Genomic DNA, 16,598 nt, shown 5'->3' on the forward strand with positions numbered 1-16,598 from the left:
CATACCCGGCGTTTTCATTCACGAAGGACCGCATGATGTCGCGTTACTCGGCCGCTGAAACCGAAGCGAAATGGCAAGAGGCCTGGGACAAGGCGGGGATTTTCACTGCCAAACACCTGGCGGACAAGCCAAAGTACTACGTACTTGAAATGTTCCCCTACCCGTCCGGCCGGATCCATATTGGGCACACGCGCAACTACACCATGGGAGACGTAATAGCACGCTACAAGATTTCGTGCGGGTTCAATGTACTACATCCAATGGGGTTTGACGCGTTCGGCATGCCGGCCGAAAACGCCGCCATGGCGATTGGCGGCCATCCCAAGGATTGGACCTACGCCAATATCGACGAGATGATTGCCCAGATGAAGCCGATGGGCTTTGCCATTGATTGGTCGCGTATGTTTGCCACCTGTGATCCGGAGTATTACGGCCAGCAACAGGCCTTGTTTCTGGACATGTTCGACGCCGGATTGGTTTACCGTAAGAACGCGGTTGTGAACTGGGACCCGGTCGACATGACCGTCCTGGCCAATGAACAGGTGGAGAATGGCCGAGGCTGGCGCTCGGGCGCATTGGTCGAGCGGCGCGAACTGACGCAGTGGTTTTTTAAGATCTCGGACTATTCCGAAGAATTGCTGGATGCGCTGGATACGCTGGACAACTGGCCCGCCAAGGTACGCCTAATGCAGGAAAACTGGATCGGCAAGTCCCGGGGTCTGCAATTTGCATTCGAACGTACGGATGACGGTGAGCCGATCACAGTTTACACAACCCGCCCCGACACCCTGTTAGGCGCGTCCTTTGTTGGTATCTCGCCCGATCACCCGATTGCCAAGCAGCTTGAGGCAGAAAACCCGGAAGTCGCTGAATTTGTAGCGGAATGCCGCAAGGGTGGCACGACCGCAGAGGCCGTCGAGACCGCTGAAAAGCTGGGCTATGACACCGGGATCAGGGTCAAGCACCCGCTGGACCCGAATTGGGAACTGCCGGTCTGGATTGCGAACTTCATTCTCATGGACTACGGCACCGGCGCGATCTTTGCTTGTCCTGCGCATGATCAGCGAGACCTGGATTTTTGCCTCAAATACGATCTGCCGGTTGTCGATACGTTTTTTGCGCTGGATGACGCCACCCCAGTCGACAAGATCGCCTTTGTTCCGCCGAAGACCGAAAAAGTCCGCTGGGTGACCCATTTTGCGGGCCTCACCGAGGCCACGGGCGAAGAGGCGATCGATGCCACGGTCGACTTCGCCGAAAAGGCGGGTTGGGGCGAAGGCGTCACCAAATACCGCCTGCGCGACTGGGGATTGTCCCGTCAACGCTACTGGGGCTGCCCGATTCCCGTGGTCCATTGCGATTCCTGCGGCGTGGTCCCGGAAAAGAAGGAAAACCTGCCCATACGGTTGCCGGACGATGTCACATTCGACAAGCCCGGGAACCCGCTGGACCGCCACCCGACCTGGCGCGACTGCAAATGCCCGTCATGTGGTGCCCCCGCTAGGCGTGAGACCGACACGATGGATACGTTTGTCGATTCGTCGTGGTATTTCGCACGTTTCACGGCGCCGCATGCTGAAACGCCGACCGATCTGGCCGAAGCCGAATACTGGATGAATGTCGACCAGTATATCGGCGGTATCGAGCACGCGATTCTGCACCTTCTCTATTCCCGCTTCTTCGCGCGGGCGATGAACATCACCGGACACCTGCCGAAAAAGGCCATCGAACCCTTTGACGCGCTGTTCACTCAGGGCATGGTCACGCACGAAATCTATCAGACTCGCGATGACAAGGGCCGTCCGGTGTACCACCTGCCCGAAGAGGTCGAAGAGGGTAAGCTCAAGGCGACAGGGGAGGCGGTCGAGGTCATCCCGTCGGCCAAAATGTCGAAATCCAAGAAGAACGTCGTGGACCCGGCCAATATCATCTCTGCCTTTGGCGCGGACACGGCGCGCTGGTTCGTCCTGTCCGATTCGCCGCCCGAGCGTGATGTGGAATGGACAGCTGCCGGGGCAGAGGCTGCATTTAAGCACCTCAGCCGTGTGCATCGAATCGCGTCGGAAATTGCCGAGTCAGATGCCCCCCCCAATGCAGAAGACGAAATTCTGCTGCGCGAAATGCACAAGGCGATTCACGATGTTTCGGGCGGTATCGAATCCTTTGGGTTCAACGCGTCCATTGCCAAGCTTTACGCCTTTACCAATACGCTGGCGAAGTCCAAGGCGGGCGCGCGCGCCAAGCGTCAGGCCACCATGACGCTGGCACAGCTCATGTCCCCAATGACCCCGCACCTGTCCGAAGAGCTGTGGCAGATGCTCGGCGGCGAGGGGCTGGTGGCAACGGCCCCCTGGCCAATCGCGGATGAGTCGATGCTGGTCGACGAGACCGTGACCTTGCCGATCCAGATCAACGGCAAACGCCGTGCAGAAATCAGCGTGCCAAAGGACATGGACAAGCTCGAGGTTGAAAAAGTCGCGCTGAGCACCGAAGCTGTGCAAAAGGCGCTGGACGGGTCCGCGCCGAAGAAAGTGATCGTGGTACCGGGTCGGATCGTCAATGTCGTCGTTTGATCGCAGAAGCTTGCTGTTTCTCCCGCTGGCGTTGGCCGCCTGTGGCTTCCAACCTGTCTATGCACCGGGGGGGGCGGGCTCGGAACTGTATGGGAAAGTCGCAGTGTCTGCGCCCAACTCGGTTGAAAGCTATCTGCTGGTCCAGAATCTCGAACAGGAATTGGGCCGCAGCGCCAGTTCAGGCAGCGATTACAGCCTGGATGTGAGTGTCTCGACGGTGACCCAAGCTGCAGCGATCACCACTGCCAATGAAACCAACCGGTTTTCGATAGACGGCAGGGCGGACTATGCGCTCAGGTCGAATGCGACAGGTCAGGTTTTGGCTTCCGGCACAGTCACCGACTTTGTGGGCTATTCTGCTGCGGGATCAACCGTTTCCACGCTGGCAGACGAACGGGATGCGAAAGAACGGCTTATGGTGATTCTGTCCGGGCAGATCATGAACCGCCTCTATGCCACCCCGGGTCTTTCCGCATGAAACTGAGCCCGCGTGAGGCTGACGGGTATTTTTCCAAACCGGACCCAGACAAGACCGGGCTGCTGATCTATGGCGCGGATGCGATGCGGGTTGCGCTCAAGCGTCAGCAGGTACTGGCCGCCTTGCTCGGCCCCAATGCCGATGAGGAAATGCGCCTGACCCGGATGCCCGGCGGCGATCTGCGCGGCGATCCGGCCCTGTTGCTGGACGCGATCAAGGCGGTTGGCTTTTTTCCAGGGGCTCGCGCCGTATTTGTCGAAGACACCACCGACGCCGCCGCACCTGCGATTACCGCGGCGTTGGGGGACTGGGCACCGGGCGATGCACAGATCATCGTGACCGCCGGTCAGTTGAAAGCCAGTTCAAAAATCCGCAAAGCTTTCGAGGCGCACCCGTCGGCTTATGCGGTCGGTATCTACGATGACCCCCCGTCTCGGGCCGAGGTTGAACGCGTTCTCGCCGAGGCGGGGCTACGGTCAATTCCACGAGAGGTCATGTCCGTCGTCAGCGATCTGGCGGTTGACCTCAGCCCCGGCGACTTTGCACAAACCGTTGAAAAACTGTCTCTCTACAAGAGCGGCGACAGCTCTGAGTTGACAGTTGAGGATGTTGAGGCCTGTGCGCCGCGATCCACCGAAGCCGCGCTGGACGATGTGCTGAACGTCGTGGCCGAAGGCCGCGCGGGCGAGATTGGACCGTTGATCCGGCGCCTGCAGGCGCAGGGCACCAACGGCGTGGCCCTTTGCATCGGGGCAACCCGTCACTTTCGGACGCTTTATGCCTGTGCCGCCGACCCGGGCGGCGCGGCGCAGGGGATCGGCAAACTGCGCCCGCCAGTTTACGGAAAACGCCGCGACCGGATTCTGCGACAGGCCCAAGGCTGGGGGGCGCCCAAACTCCAGACGGCGCTGACCGTTCTGACCGATACCGATCTGTCGCTGCGGTCCGCCGGTCAAACGGCCCCGGCCATGGCCCTTGTCGAGCGAGCCATGATCCGTCTGGCCATGCTGGCACGGTCCCGTTGAACCACACTGACCAAGCGTTTCGCTTGACGCTCTCCTGAAGGGCCTCAAATTCAGGTCAACCTCAAATGGCAGGAGCCTCGCATGTACAAGGTCTACGGACGCATCCCAAGCCGCGCATCCCGCGTGATCTGGCTGTTGGAAGAAATTGGTCTGCCCTATGAGCTCATCGACGCCGGACCGCGTGATCCTCAGGTCGTGGCCCTGAACCTGTCTGGCAAGATCCCGGTTTTGATGGATGGTGGCGCGGTGATCAGCGACAGCTCGGCAATCATGACCTATCTGGCCGACAAACACGGGGCGCTGACCTATCCGGCTGGAACGCCTGAAAGGGCAGAACAGGATTCGATGTTCCACGCCATCCTGGACGAATTGGATGCGACCTTGTGGGTTACCGCACGCCACACGTTCATCCTGCCCGAGGATAAACGTGTTCCGCAGGTCAGCGAGACCGCAAAGTGGGAGTTCGACCACAGCATTCAGCGCCTGGAAAAACGCTTCAAAGGCCCGTTTGTAATGGGTGAGCAGATGACAATTGCGGATATCCTATTGGCCCACTGTCTCAGTTGGGCCAGAGGCGTAAAATTCCCGATCAACTCCGAGGTTCTCAACGCCTATAACAAAAGGATGCGAGATCGGCCTGCCTATCGGAAACTAGCGGAACTGAAGCCGAACACCTAGTCGGCTTTGTTTGCTTCGAGCCAGCCTGCCGCCGATTGCCCCGCCCAGCGACCCGTAGCGAAGCAGGCGGTTAACAAGTAGCCGCCGGTTGGCGCCTCCCAATCCAGCATCTCACCGGCACAGAAAACCCCCGGCACGGCCTTCAGCATCAGGCTGTCGTCCACTGCGTCTTGTGGCACCCCCCCGGCGGTCGAAATCGCCTCGTCCATCGGTCTCAAACCAACGTGACGAACAGGAAGAGATTTGATCAGTTGTGCCAATGACTCGCTGGTGTCCGGAACCGGGCGACCAAATTCCATCAACAGTGCCAGCCGGATACGTCCGAGTTTCAGTGTTTTTCTGAGGTGATTGGACAGGCTGGCCTTGCCGCGACGCTTGCTCAGCCGGGCGATGAGCGCGTCGTGGGTCACGTCCGGCATCAGATCCATCACAAGAGGTGCCCCCTCGCGCACGGCTTTGCAGACGGCATAGATGCCACCGCCTTCCAACCCGCGAGCCGAGATCACTGCTTCACCCCGCGTACGAAGCGTCCCAGCTTGCAGCGCGACACCTTTGATCGGGCTGCCAAAGTTTGACTGCATGTGGTCCGACCAGTTCACCAACAGGCCTGCATTGGCCGGGGCGAACGGCGCCAGCCGTACGCCTTTGGTGGACAGAATCCCGGCCCACGCACCATCCGAGCCCAATCGCGCCCAGCTGGCCCCACCCAGCGCCAGGACGGTCGCATCAGCGGCCAGCATCCGCTGTCCCTGCGGTGTGTCAAACTGGAGTAGGTCGCTGTCCCACCCAATCCAGCGCCACCGAGTTCTGATCTCGACACCAGCCTGCTCCTGTCGCACCAGCCAAGCCCGCAACAGCGGCGAGGCTTTCATCACCCTTGGAAAAACACGCCCCGTCGAGCCGGTGAACAGGTCCTGACCCAGTTCCTTTGCCCAGTCCTGCACGGCTTGCGCATCCCATTCGGCAATCATCGGGCGCAGCCAACCCGCGCGGTCATCGTAAGATCGCAGAAGCGTATCAAGCGGCTCATCCTTGGTCAGATTCAGCCCGGACTTTCCAGCCATCAAAAATTTGCGGGCGACCGAAGGCTTGGCCTCGGCAATAACAACCGAATGGCCAGCGACGGCAAGCTGCTCGGCGGCCATCAAGCCGGCAGGCCCTGCCCCGATCACCACTGCCTGCGCCATTGCCGTCCTCTTGCCTTAACCGCCCTTTGGCGCAATTTTCGTACCATCATGCCGAACAGCGATCCGATCTGCCCGCTCTGCGACCGCCCGATCCCCAATGGATCCGGCAGCCTGCATCATCTGATCCCAAAACTCAAAGGTGGCAAGGGCGGACCCACAGTCCTGCTTCACCAGATTTGCCACAAAGAGGTTCACGCGACCCTGACCGAGGCGGAACTTGCCCGCAATTTCAATACTATCGCCTCTCTGCGCGCCCATCCCCGGCTTGAGAAATTCCTGTCCTGGGTGCGAAAACGCCCGCCCGGTTTCCGGTCGAAGGTACCGGGCAAGCGGCGCGGGCGCTGATCAGCCCGGCAAGACCGGGCTTCCAAAGGCATCCTCAATCGGTTCGGTCAAACCCTCGATCTCGATCCCCTGATAGTCGGGGACCGGCGCAAACCGGACTCCGGCAATGTGCTGATACTCCAGCGTCGTATAGGGGCGTTTCCACAGCCATTCACGGTTCTCAACCGCCCAAAGATCAGAGTTGGGCGGAACATCGTCAGTGAACGCATAGAAATGCAGGTCAAATCCATAGGGTGCGACGTCCTGCATGGACAACAATGACATCCCCTTCTTGCGCCAGAACGCGTCTTCGGCGGCGATATCACCGGTCCGCAGAGTGATCTGGCCAATCCGCGCTTGAGCAAACGGCGCAGCAGGGTCAGCGGCCTTTGCCGGGCGATTGCCTTCGAAATCATGCTGCAGCAATTCGATGACAAAGCCTTCGGGATCGCTCAGATGACACAGGTATCCGATGTCCAGAAACTGTTCCGGGGTGCTGACCGCCAGGCCCTGCTGCTTTAACGCGGCGGCGGCCATGTCGACATCGGGCAATGTGATCCCAATCTTCCAATAGCGCTGTCCCCGGTCATGCGTGTATCCACCGCCCCCGGGCATCAACAGCAGGTCGGCATCCGCGCTTTGGTATCCAATCCGACGGTTTGGCCCTTCGCGCGCAACCGACATGCCAAGGGCTTCCCGGTAGAAATCCGCAAGGCGATCAGGATCAGCGACACGCAATCGCAGAGCCGACAGTTTCAACCGCACAACTCCGCTATTCCAGCGGCGATTGCCGGATCAGCACTCAGGCTGTCCGAGACCAGATCGTATGCCGTTTGCATCAGGTCTTCGGGCTCTACGATGCGATCCACCAGACCAAAGGAGTACGCCTCCTGCGCTGTGATCTTCTGGCCCGACATGAGGATCAGCTTGGTGCGGGCAGGTCCGATCAGCGCGGACATCCGTTTGGGGTCAGAGGGTTGCGGCAGAAAACCCAGCTTCATCACCGGGTAAAATATCTTGGCCGTTGGGACTGCGATCCTCAGGTCACACGCCAACGCCATGCCGTTTGCGCCACCCGCCAGTGTCCCGTTCAGAGCGGCCACGGTCAGGCAGGGCAGCGCGGCAATCGCACCGGACAACCGCTCCCACACGTCCGAGGTCGCAAGCCCTGCGCGCGCCTCCTCCAGATCGGCACCGGCGCTGAACACATTGCCCGTACCTGTCAGGATCAGGGCCCTTGCATCCTTGGCCGCCTCGGCGATTTCGGCGAGTTCCGTCAGCATGGCCGCTGTCAGCGCATTTGCCCTTTCAGGATTGTTGATCGTCGCGGTCCACAGACCGTCGGACTTGGTTAGCTCAATCACGTCAGGCCGATCCTTTTGCGAATCTCGTCATGCCTGAGAGAGATTTCGGTCCCCAAAAACTCATCCGCATCCCCGGAACACATCCACAGCAGCGCCCGCGCGGGCCAGTCAGCCGGGATATGGACGTCCCAATCCAGTTGGCTGACCGGGTTGATGCCGCTTGCCTTGATGACCCGCTGCATTTCGGTCGCCACCGTTCCCGGAGATAAACCCATGGCGCGGATGCCGTGCTGCGCCTCTTCGAGATGCAGGCATTCCGTCAGCATCTTTGCCCCGGCCTTGGACGCGCAGTAGTGGCTCCAGGCTTCCACCGGGTTGGATGCCGCACCGGATGAGACGGTCAACACGGTCCCGCCACCCGACGCCCGCATAATGGGAAGCGCAGCCCGCATTCCGTAAAACACGCCTTTGAGGTTGATATCGATTGCCTGGCTCCAGGCCGTGGTGTCCGCGTTCGACAGGTGAAAGATCGGTTCGATTACCCCGGCATTGCCGATCAAAACATCCAGCCCGCCAAAACGGGCGACGCAATCCGCAACCGCCTGTTCGACCTGCGCAAAGTCGCTGACATCGCAGGTCAGCGCGATGGCGTTGTCGCCCAGCGCGGCCGCCAGTGCGTCGATTTGATCGCGACTGCGTGCGACCAGCGCGACATTGGCCCCGGCTGCGGCAAAAACGCACCCCGCCTCGGCGCCGATCCCGCGGCTGGCCCCTGTGATAAGTACTGTTTTACCCTGCATCTCGCGATCCTCACCTGTTCGTCAGAAGTTGAATGAAGCCGTAACGCGGAAACGGGGAATTCGTCTACCCCTTGCCCCCTTGACGATGACCGCAACAGGGCCGACGATGCGCGACAAATTGATCAAGAAGGGTTTCCTTATGTCTGTTCTTCTTCGCCGAGGCTGCGGCGCAGCCTTTGTATATGCCGTTGCCACCCAGGGGGCCTTTGCCGACCTGACCGCAAATGATGTCTGGTCTGACTGGCAGTCCTATTTGGGGTCAATGGGTTATACCATTTCAGGCGACGAAAGCGCGTCCGGCGACGTAACCACCATTTCCAACATGATGGTTTCAATGGAACTTCCCGAAGATGAAGGTCAGTTCCAGATGGTCATGCCGGAAATGACCCTGACCGAAAACGGGGACGGAACCGTCAGCATCGGTCTGCCCGAAAGCTTTCCGATGACGATTTCCGGTCAGGCCGAAGGTGAAGAGTTCTCGGCCAACATCGTGTATTCACACAGTCAGCTTGAAATGGTCGTCTCCGGGTCACCCGAAGAAATGACCTATGACTATACAGCGGACAAGCTGGGGATTCTGATGGATTCACTGGAGGTTGACGGTGAATCGCTGCCCAGCGACACGCTGGGTGTGAACGTCGAAATGAGTGATCTGGACGGCAGTTCGCGGATGCAGGTTGGCGAGAACCGCACCATCGCGCAAACCTTCAACGCCGCTGAAATGACCTACAATGTCATGTTCAAGGACCCCGAAGGCAGCGATTCCGGTCTGATCAACGGCAAGCTCGATCAACTCGCCTTCGAAGGTGAGAACGTCATCCCCAGCAATTTTGACTTGTCTGATCCGCAGGCCTTTTATCAGGCCGGCTTCGCCTTTTCGGGCAATTTCACGTATGGCTCCGGGGCCACGAACATCAGCGGCAACAGCGAAGGCGAAGAGTTTTCGATGAGCAGTTCGTCCGACGGCGGGCGTTTTGCCGCCAGCATCGATGCTCAGCGCATTGCCTATGACATCGAACAGGACAGCACGAAACTGGCCGTGACCAGCGCTGATCTGCCCTTCCCGATCGAGATTGCAATGGCCGATGCGGGTCTGAAGTTCGAGTTCCCGATCCAGCAATCCGAAGAGATCCAGCCTTTTGGCTTTGCAATGAACCTGACGGATTTCACCATGTCCGATGTTCTGTGGAGCATGTTCGACCCGGCTGGCACGTTGCCACGTGACCCGGCAACCATTGCGCTGAACACCACTGGTACAGCCAAGGTGCTTTTGAATATCTTCGATCCGGAAGCCGCCGCCGCGATGGAGGCATCCGACGCAGTCCCCGGTGAGCTTCATTCGCTTCAGATCAGCGAGCTTCTGGTGTCGCTGGTTGGCGCGAAGCTGACAGGCGACGGCGACTTTACCTTCGACAATTCGAACACAGAAGAATTCGACGGAATGCCGGCACCAACAGGCCAGGCGAACCTGCAGCTGGTGGGTGCAAATGCGCTGATCGACAAGCTTATCGGAATGGGCATGATGTCAGAAGATGACGCATTGGGCGCCCGCATGATGATGGGCATGATGGCGGTTCCGGGCGAGGAGCCGGACACGCTGAATTCGACCATCGAGTTCACCGAAGACGGCCAGATCATCGCGAACGGCCAGCGCATCAAGTGATGTTACTCAGAGAGACCGCGTCAATGCGGTCTCTCTGATCCTCATTTTCGACGCCGTCCGACGCGTCGAAAAAGTACAGAACCGCCGGAACTTACGCGCTGATCGTATGCAAATCCGACATCAGACAACGCATCGAAACACTTCTTGATACCGCGCAGGCCGATCTTGCGGGTGTGGACCTCAAGATACACCTTTTGAACATCCACCAAATCAACTCCGTCGAACAAATCACGCTCGCCGCCTTCGATATCGACGATGAGAACATTGGCGTTGAAATCTCGCAAGAGGTCCGAGAGGTGATGCTTTGGAACCGCCACCTCTTTGACATAGTCGGGCGCGGCATCCAGCGAAGACGCCCAGAAGGGATCGCGCACGTAAAAGCTGGTCGTTCCCAAGTCATGAGTATCGCTCAGGGCGACGGCATTCAGGACATCGACCCCTTTTATGTCGTTTGCTGCGTGCACGCGCTCAATAAATCTGCAAAGTGTTGGGTTGGCCTCAATACACAACACGTCGCGAACGCCTAACTGTGTGACCAAGAACGAGGAGATAAACCCGATACCCGCACCAAGCTCGACCACCCGGTCGCCCGGATCAATGAATTTTGGCAGCCCTGTGACTTCGTCCTTTTCATATCTTTCTGCCACAATGGAACGTTTCACCTGAGGCGTGATGATCTGTTCATCGTTGGGAATAAGCACGCCGCGTAGCGTCAAATGATCATCCATGTTTTTGTCCTGCCAGTTCCAACGTGTATTATGCGACCGTTCCAAGGCCGCGTAGCGTCTACTATCTCAGTATCGACCTAAAGGCAGCCGGTTTTGTATCTTTCTACAGCAACACCCAACTTACTGATGCATTTACCAAAATGACAGCACGCACAATCCCGCCACGGGGCTTGCGAGACAGGCCGTCCAAGGCTAGGTCCAATGCAATCATCACGGAGGCCCCATGACCCGAACACCGGAAGACATCAGCCAGCACCTGCTGAACGCCGCCAGAGGCGCAGGTGCCGAAGCAGCGGATGCCCTCGTTGTCGAAGGCTCATCGATTTCGGTTGAAGTGCGGGGAGGTGCGTTGGAACACGCCGAACGGTCCGAAGGCATGGATCTGGGGTTGCGCGTGTTTCTGGGCAAACGGCAGGCGATAGTTTCGAGTTCTGACAGCCGCCCCGAGACTATCGCTGCGATGGCTGAACGCGCCGTTGCCATGGCTGGTGAAGCACCCGAAGACCCCTTTGCGGGATTGGCCGACAAGAGCCAATTGGCTGAGGGATGGGATATGCAGGCGTTGGAATTGTTTGATTCCTCAGCCGAACCCTCGGCTGAAGCGTTGATGAAAGACGCCTTGTCCGCCGAAGCCGCCGCGCTGGCGGTGAAAGGTGTTTCGCAAGTCTCCGACGCGGCAGCCAGCTACGGTGTTCACCGCGTTCACCTGGCGGCCACAAATGGGTTTTCCGGTGGCTACGCGCGCAGCAGCCGGTCAACCTCATGCGTTGCGATTTCGGGCGAAGGCACCGGAATGGAGCGTGATTATGACGGTGACAGCCGCACCTTTCAATCCGACCTGCGCAGTCCCGATGACATCGGGCGTACGGCCGGCGAACGCGCGGTCGAACAGGCCGGCGCACGTCAGCCGGCAACCGGCAGCTTTCCCGTGTTGTTCGACGAGCGTATCTCGTCATCGTTGATCGGTCATCTTCTGGCCGCCAGCAATGGTGCGGCCATAGCCCGCGGAGCGTCCTGGCTCAAAGATTCTCTGAACGAGCAGGTTCTGCCCGAGCACCTTTCGCTGATCGAAGATCCGCACCGGCCGCGCATCTCGGGTTCCCGGCCTTTCGACGCCGAAGGTCTGCCCACCGCAAGCCGCGCCATTGTCGAAAATGGAATTCTGACCGGGTGGACACTGGATTTGTCCAGCGCCCGAAAGCTGGGTATGAAACCGACCGGAAACGCGGCGCGTGGGGTGTCCGGGCCACCATCGCCAAGCAACTGGAACCTGAGTTTGACGCCGGGCCCGCGCAGCCGGTCCGATCTGATACGGGACATGGGAACCGGTTTGCTGGTGACGTCGATGATCGGATCAACGATCAACCCGAACACAGGCGACTATTCCCGAGGCGCGTCGGGGTTCTGGGTGGAGAATGGCCAAATCACCCATCCGGTCAACGAATGCACCATTGCCGGCAACCTGCGTGATATGCTGCGCCGGATCATCCCGGCCAACGATGCCCGTCCTTATCTGTCACGCGTTGTCCCCTCGTTGCTGATCGAAGGAATGACACTTGCCGGCAACTGATCTGCCTCTGTTAATCGACGCCGCGCTGGAAGCTGGAAAGATCGCAACCCGCTATTCGGGCGCGCAAGCACAGCGATGGGACAAGCCCGACGGTACCGGTCCGGTTACCGAAGCCGATCTGGCCGTCAACGCGATGCTCGAGCAATTTCTGCCGTCCGCGCGCCCGGGATATGGCTGGCTCAGCGAGGAAACTGAGGATTCACCGCACAGACTGTCACGCAAGAATGCGTTCATCATCGACCCCATCGACGGCACCCGCAGCTTTGCAGAGGGTGCACGCACCTGGGCGCATTCTCTGGCGGTGGCGGATCAGGGAGAAGTGACCGCTGCCGTGATCTACCTGCCCCGACGCGACTTGCTGTACGCAGCGGCAAAGGGTCAGGGGGCAACATTGAACGGCGATCCGATCCAAGCCTCGCCCATACCTGATCTTGGTGAGGCCGAGATTCTGGCCGCCCGACCCAACCTTGATACACGCCATTGGCGGCACGGAGAGGTGCCGGTGTTTGAGCGCGCCTACCGGCCATCTCTGGCCTATCGTATGGCATTGGTGGCGCAAGGGCGATTCGATGGAATGCTGACGTTGCGACCCAGTTGGGAGTGGGATATCGCGGCCGGCGATCTGATCATTCGCGAAGCCGGTGGCACCTGCTCGGACCGGATGGGCCAACCCTTGCGCTTCAACAATGCCCATCCGCAACTGAACGGCGTGATCGCTGGCGGCACAAAAATTCACGAACAGATTGCCGCACGGCTGGATCGCAACGGACCCGGGATCGGGACATGAGCAAGCCGCGCTCTCTCAGTCTGGCCGCATATCGGGTTTTGTCCTGGGGGGTGTCCAACACCGCGCGGCAATCTGACCTGCCCAGGCCCGCGGGCGAGCTGTTGTGGATACACGTCGCAAAACAGGACCGGCTTCGCGCCGTGAATGATCTCTGTCTCCGGTTGCAGCAGACACGACCGGGGTTGTCATTGTTGCTGACGGTCCCGCCGGACGCCGATCTCAAGCACTGGGCGGACAGCACATTCCCACTCGTTAACCTTCCCACTGAACAGGCTGGCGCCGCGCGCGGGTTTCTCGATCACTGGCAACCGGATATGGGGCTGTGGGTGGGGGGCGCATTGATGCCCAACATTATCACCCGCGCCGAGGAACGCGGCGTCCCTTTGATCCTTGTCGAAGCACATCCGGAGGTCTCTGTGGCGCGCGGCGCACGCTGGCTGCCGGACATCAGCAGATACACATTCGACTGTTTCCAGACGATCCTTGCGACATCCAACGAGACGGTACGCCAAATCCGCCGCCTTGGCGTCGACTCCTCGAAAGTCTCGGAAGCACCGCCGCTACAGATCAGCCCCAACCCCAAACCGTGGCCGGAAGACGAACTGATCGAGACCAACCAAACGCTTGCCGGGCGGCCAGTCTGGCTGGCCTGCTGGGTTCAAGACAAAGAGTTTATCTCGATCCTGAGTGCGCACCGACAGGCGCTACGCATGCTGCCCCGGCTGGCATTGGTGCTGCATGTCGCAGATACAAGCGAAGCGGCACCGCTGCACCGGCGACTGGAGTCGATGGACCTGCGTTGTGCCAACTGGGACGAGGGTGGTACCATCGAAGATACCACACAGGTAATCTTGTCCTCGGATGTCGAAGATCTGGGGTTGTGGAACCGGGTGTCCGCCGTGACATTCCTTGGCAGTTCTCTGGAACGGGGCGCGGGCGGGCAGGATCCGCTGGAATCGATAGCCCTGGGCTCCGCCATCATCCATGGGCCTTTTGTCCATCGTTATCAGGACTTGTATGATCGCCTGAAACAAACCGGTGCGGGGCGTATGGTCAAAACGGCAACCGAGCTGGGCGACAGCGTTGTGGAATTGCTGGCTCCGGATCGGGCCGCGGGTATGGCTTTGGCGGGGTGGCAAATGATAACCGAGGGCGCGCCACAGGCGGACCAACTGATCGACATGGTGCAGGAAACTCTGGACCTGCGGAGTGCGGATCATGCGCGCACCTGAGTTTTGGAACACCGCTCCGAACCGGTTGGACTTGCGCGCGCGCCTGCTGGCGCCTTTGGGGCGACTCTATGCTCTGGCCACTGCGCGCCGAGTAGCGTCGAGCACCGGCATTAGGACCGGCGTTCCGGTGATCTGCATCGGGAACCTCAACGCGGGCGGAACGGGAAAAACCCCGACTGTGATCTGGATCGTCGAACAGTTGAGCAATGCCTGGCACGAACCGCACGTAGTGACACGCGGGCACGGCGGGTCATTGGACGGTCCGGTTCAGGTCGACCCTGCAAAGCACTCGGCCGGGCAGGTCGGGGATGAGCCGCTGCTGTTGGCGATGTTTGCGAAAGTCTGGGTTGCCAAAGACCGCGCGGCCGGTGTTCAGGCCGCCGCAGCAAACGGAGCATCTGTGATTGTGCTGGATGACGGGTTTCAGAATCCCTCGGTCGCCAAGGACTTTTCCGTAATCGTTGTGGATGCACAGAGAGGGTTTGGAAACGGGCTGTGCCTGCCGGCAGGCCCGTTGCGGGAGCCAGTCGAAGCAGGTCTTCAACGCGCGGAATTGGTGCTGTCACTGGGCGATGAGGCAGCACAGGCACAGTTTGCCGCTCAGTGGGGTCCAAGCCTGAGCGTGCCCCACGTGACCGGAGCCATCGAACCCCTGCAAACCGGAATGGATTGGGAAGGCACCCGGGCATTGGCCTTTGCGGGCATCGGGCACCCTGAGAAATTTTTTCAGACGCTTCGACAATTGGGGGTCGAGCTAGTGCGGGCCGAAGCGTTGGATGATCATCAACCGCTGACACAAGCGCTAATGGCACGTCTGGAAAACGAGGCGCGTTTGCTGAACGCGCAAATGGTGACCACCGAAAAGGATGCCGTGCGCCTGCCAGCGGCGTTTCGAAGCAAGGTGATCACACTCCCGGTTCGATTGCAGGTCACTGACCCCGAGAACGTCAGGGAAATGCTCTTGAAGGCTGCGCCGCCGCCTCAATAGAAGGGGTGCTTCGGCCGATCCCATTCGGAGCGGCCGAAGACATCATCAGCTACCCAGTTCTTCGTCAATCAGTTTCTTGAACTCTTCGTAGGACTGGTTGGACACCTTCTGCCCATTGATCACAAAAGACGGTGTCGCGGTGATATCGTCCCGCTCGGCATTTTCCTGATACCAGGCGACCAGCGTTTGTGCGCGGGTTCCGTCCTGCAGGCAGGCCTCAAGCTGATCATTGTCGATTCCGGCCAGTCGCCCAATCTTGCGCAACTCATCCACGATCTCGGCAGGGCCTCCGGCGCGGGTCCATTCCGACTGACCTTCGTAAATCAGGTCGGTGATGCCAAAGAATTTCTCCGGTCCGCCACAACGTGCCACCATCGAGGCCCACAAACCGTAGCGATCAAAATACACCTCGCGGTAGATGAATTTGACCTTGCCGGTATCGATGTAGTCCTTCTTCAGCTTCTTGAACGTACCGGAGTGAAAGGTCGCACAATGCGGACAGGTGTAAGACGCGTATTCGATGATCTCGACCGGCGCGTTCTCGGACCCCTGAACCATCTCGACGACGGTCGACGTATCCAGATCAGCTTCCTGTGCCTCGGCGCTGCTGATCAGCGGGTAGACGGGTGTGATGCTCGACTGCGTCAGCCAATAGCCACCTGCGGCTACTGCGACGGCCGCGCAGATTACGGTTGCAATACGGCTCATGACTTAGCCCTTTCTCAGCGTTTCTGCTTGGATAGAACGTTGCGGCCCAGACGTTCAAGGGCCGCACGCAAATCAACGTCGTAAACATCGCGCGACACTTTGTCGGCCTCGGCTGCAGTTTCGGGGTCAATTTCGGGTTTTGGCCGTTTCGGTTTGTGTTCGAAACTGGCCTGCCCCTCGGCAAATCCGGTCGGAGCGGTCTGGGTGATGCGAATGCGGCTGATCGCGTTATAGCCGTAGACGGCGTTGACCTTGCTGCGCAACTGCTCCTTTTGCATCTCCAGCATCGGGGCCTGCGGTCCCGTGGTCAGAACGGTGAGTGTCGCACCGATTCCACCCTTGCCATAGCCCACGTTCACGGGGCGAGCGATTGCAGCAGTATCCTGTCCGACGATTTCAGCCCAATGGGTCAACAGGCGTGACACGGCAAACCCCCGGCTTTCTCCGGCGCGCCGTATCTGGTCGTTCAGCAATGTCGCGGTGCGTTTGAACCCGCGGGTCGACGAACGTCTGCGCTGCATCTGGTTTCCAACTCCTGCCCCGCTATTGTAAT

The 16,598-nt window shown here is 59.6% G+C and carries 17 protein-coding genes; 10 read left to right on the forward strand and 7 right to left on the reverse strand.

The window, feature by feature from the left end; genetic code table 11:
• Window positions 1–35: 35 nt before the first annotated feature.
• The 4 genes from leuS to ACR3E0_RS19215 all read left to right on the forward strand — a co-directional run bounded on the left by leuS (window position 36) and on the right by ACR3E0_RS19215 (window position 4,754).
• Window positions 36–2,573, forward strand: coding sequence for a leucine--tRNA ligase (gene leuS / locus ACR3E0_RS19200; RefSeq protein ID WP_480480571.1), 2,538 nt, complete (start codon window positions 36–38; stop codon window positions 2,571–2,573).
• Complete coding sequence (locus tag ACR3E0_RS19205) at window positions 2,560–3,051, forward strand: LPS assembly lipoprotein LptE (protein WP_480480573.1); 492 nt, start codon at window positions 2,560–2,562, stop codon at window positions 3,049–3,051. Before leuS ends, ACR3E0_RS19205 begins: the two co-directional genes overlap by 14 nt.
• Window positions 3,048–4,076: a DNA polymerase III subunit delta gene (holA, locus tag ACR3E0_RS19210; RefSeq protein ID WP_480480575.1), complete on the forward strand. Its 1,029-nt coding sequence runs from the start codon at window positions 3,048–3,050 to the stop codon at window positions 4,074–4,076. The genes ACR3E0_RS19205 and holA overlap by 4 nt, the downstream gene beginning before the upstream one ends.
• 81 nt (window positions 4,077–4,157) lie before the next feature.
• Window positions 4,158–4,754 carry a glutathione S-transferase family protein gene (locus tag ACR3E0_RS19215; RefSeq protein ID WP_480480577.1) on the forward strand — a complete coding sequence of 199 codons (597 nt, stop codon included), beginning with the start codon at window positions 4,158–4,160 and terminating at the stop codon, window positions 4,752–4,754.
• On the opposite strand, the gene ACR3E0_RS19220 is transcribed toward ACR3E0_RS19215, so the two are convergent.
• On the reverse strand, window positions 4,751–5,941 hold the full coding sequence (locus ACR3E0_RS19220; RefSeq protein ID WP_480480579.1) for a TIGR03862 family flavoprotein: 1,191 nt from the start codon (window positions 5,939–5,941) through the stop codon (window positions 4,751–4,753). The two genes, ACR3E0_RS19215 and ACR3E0_RS19220, sit on opposite strands and share 4 nt — an antisense overlap.
• Before the next feature lie 48 nt (window positions 5,942–5,989).
• Between ACR3E0_RS19220 and ACR3E0_RS19225 the strand changes: the two genes are divergently transcribed.
• Window positions 5,990–6,286, forward strand: coding sequence for an HNH endonuclease (locus tag ACR3E0_RS19225; RefSeq protein ID WP_480480581.1), 297 nt, complete (start codon window positions 5,990–5,992; stop codon window positions 6,284–6,286).
• On the opposite strand, the gene ACR3E0_RS19230 is transcribed toward ACR3E0_RS19225, so the two are convergent.
• The 3 genes from ACR3E0_RS19230 to ACR3E0_RS19240 are packed head-to-tail and all read right to left on the reverse strand — an operon-like array spanning window position 6,287 to window position 8,369.
• Window positions 6,287–7,030 (reverse strand): VOC family protein, encoded by a 744-nt coding sequence (locus ACR3E0_RS19230; protein WP_480480583.1) that lies wholly within the window; start codon window positions 7,028–7,030, stop codon window positions 6,287–6,289.
• A complete protein-coding gene (locus ACR3E0_RS19235; RefSeq protein WP_480480585.1) occupies window positions 7,021–7,629 on the reverse strand; it encodes an enoyl-CoA hydratase/isomerase family protein in 609 nt (202 codons plus the stop codon). Before ACR3E0_RS19235 ends, ACR3E0_RS19230 begins: the two co-directional genes overlap by 10 nt.
• Entirely contained in the window at window positions 7,626–8,369 is a 744-nt protein-coding gene (locus ACR3E0_RS19240; protein WP_480480587.1) for an SDR family oxidoreductase, read from the reverse strand. Before ACR3E0_RS19240 ends, ACR3E0_RS19235 begins: the two co-directional genes overlap by 4 nt.
• A 106-nt stretch (window positions 8,370–8,475) precedes the next feature.
• Between ACR3E0_RS19240 and ACR3E0_RS19245 the strand changes: the two genes are divergently transcribed.
• On the forward strand, window positions 8,476–10,032 hold the full coding sequence (locus ACR3E0_RS19245; protein ID WP_480480589.1) for a DUF2125 domain-containing protein: 1,557 nt from the start codon (window positions 8,476–8,478) through the stop codon (window positions 10,030–10,032).
• Window positions 10,033–10,073: 41 nt separating this feature from the next.
• Here ACR3E0_RS19245 and ACR3E0_RS19250 read toward each other — a convergent pair whose 3' ends face one another.
• Complete coding sequence (locus ACR3E0_RS19250) at window positions 10,074–10,760, reverse strand: FkbM family methyltransferase (RefSeq protein WP_480480591.1); 687 nt, start codon at window positions 10,758–10,760, stop codon at window positions 10,074–10,076.
• 223 nt (window positions 10,761–10,983) lie between these two features.
• On the opposite strand from ACR3E0_RS19250, the gene ACR3E0_RS19255 reads away from it, so the two are divergent.
• From ACR3E0_RS19255 to lpxK, 4 genes are read left to right on the forward strand one after another with little or no spacing between them, the layout of a single operon-like run.
• Complete coding sequence (locus ACR3E0_RS19255) at window positions 10,984–12,330, forward strand: TldD/PmbA family protein (RefSeq protein ID WP_480480593.1); 1,347 nt, start codon at window positions 10,984–10,986, stop codon at window positions 12,328–12,330.
• Complete coding sequence (locus ACR3E0_RS19260) at window positions 12,317–13,117, forward strand: 3'(2'),5'-bisphosphate nucleotidase CysQ (protein WP_480480595.1); 801 nt, start codon at window positions 12,317–12,319, stop codon at window positions 13,115–13,117. The genes ACR3E0_RS19255 and ACR3E0_RS19260 overlap by 14 nt, the downstream gene beginning before the upstream one ends.
• Window positions 13,114–14,349, forward strand: coding sequence for a 3-deoxy-D-manno-octulosonic acid transferase (locus ACR3E0_RS19265; RefSeq protein WP_480480597.1), 1,236 nt, complete (start codon window positions 13,114–13,116; stop codon window positions 14,347–14,349). The genes ACR3E0_RS19260 and ACR3E0_RS19265 overlap by 4 nt, the downstream gene beginning before the upstream one ends.
• Window positions 14,336–15,337, forward strand: coding sequence for a tetraacyldisaccharide 4'-kinase (lpxK, locus tag ACR3E0_RS19270; RefSeq protein WP_480480599.1), 1,002 nt, complete (start codon window positions 14,336–14,338; stop codon window positions 15,335–15,337). The genes ACR3E0_RS19265 and lpxK overlap by 14 nt, the downstream gene beginning before the upstream one ends.
• 45 nt (window positions 15,338–15,382) lie before the next feature.
• On the opposite strand, the gene ACR3E0_RS19275 is transcribed toward lpxK, so the two are convergent.
• The gene (locus tag ACR3E0_RS19275) at window positions 15,383–16,045 is read right to left on the reverse strand and encodes a DsbA family protein (RefSeq protein WP_480480601.1); all 663 of its coding nucleotides are present in this window, start codon (window positions 16,043–16,045) and stop codon (window positions 15,383–15,385) included.
• 14 nt (window positions 16,046–16,059) lie between these two features.
• On the reverse strand, window positions 16,060–16,566 hold the full coding sequence (locus ACR3E0_RS19280) for a DUF721 domain-containing protein (protein ID WP_480480602.1): 507 nt from the start codon (window positions 16,564–16,566) through the stop codon (window positions 16,060–16,062).
• Between the last annotated feature and the right edge of the window lie 32 nt (window positions 16,567–16,598).

The organism is Ruegeria sp. AJ12 (genome assembly GCF_056536245.1).

Excerpts from the sequence above, each read along its gene's own strand:
- ACR3E0_RS19265 (WP_480480597.1), top strand. The coding sequence starts at position 13,114 with ATGAGCAAGCCGCGCTCTCTCAGTCTGGCCGCATATCGGGTTTTGTCC.
- ACR3E0_RS19220 (WP_480480579.1), bottom strand. The coding sequence starts at position 5,941 with ATGGCGCAGGCAGTGGTGATCGGGGCAGGGCCTGCCGGCTTGATGGCC.
- ACR3E0_RS19280 (WP_480480602.1), bottom strand. The coding sequence starts at position 16,566 with ATGCAGCGCAGACGTTCGTCGACCCGCGGGTTCAAACGCACCGCGACA.
- ACR3E0_RS19215 (WP_480480577.1), top strand. The coding sequence starts at position 4,158 with ATGTACAAGGTCTACGGACGCATCCCAAGCCGCGCATCCCGCGTGATC.
- ACR3E0_RS19250 (WP_480480591.1), bottom strand. The coding sequence starts at position 10,760 with ATGGATGATCATTTGACGCTACGCGGCGTGCTTATTCCCAACGATGAA.
- leuS (WP_480480571.1), top strand. The coding sequence starts at position 36 with ATGTCGCGTTACTCGGCCGCTGAAACCGAAGCGAAATGGCAAGAGGCC.
- holA (WP_480480575.1), top strand. The coding sequence starts at position 3,048 with ATGAAACTGAGCCCGCGTGAGGCTGACGGGTATTTTTCCAAACCGGAC.
- ACR3E0_RS19245 (WP_480480589.1), top strand. The coding sequence starts at position 8,476 with ATGCGCGACAAATTGATCAAGAAGGGTTTCCTTATGTCTGTTCTTCTT.
- ACR3E0_RS19225 (WP_480480581.1), top strand. The coding sequence starts at position 5,990 with ATGCCGAACAGCGATCCGATCTGCCCGCTCTGCGACCGCCCGATCCCC.
- ACR3E0_RS19205 (WP_480480573.1), top strand. The coding sequence starts at position 2,560 with ATGTCGTCGTTTGATCGCAGAAGCTTGCTGTTTCTCCCGCTGGCGTTG.
- ACR3E0_RS19275 (WP_480480601.1), bottom strand. The coding sequence starts at position 16,045 with ATGAGCCGTATTGCAACCGTAATCTGCGCGGCCGTCGCAGTAGCCGCA.
- lpxK (WP_480480599.1), top strand. The coding sequence starts at position 14,336 with ATGCGCGCACCTGAGTTTTGGAACACCGCTCCGAACCGGTTGGACTTG.
- ACR3E0_RS19240 (WP_480480587.1), bottom strand. The coding sequence starts at position 8,369 with ATGCAGGGTAAAACAGTACTTATCACAGGGGCCAGCCGCGGGATCGGC.
- ACR3E0_RS19255 (WP_480480593.1), top strand. The coding sequence starts at position 10,984 with ATGACCCGAACACCGGAAGACATCAGCCAGCACCTGCTGAACGCCGCC.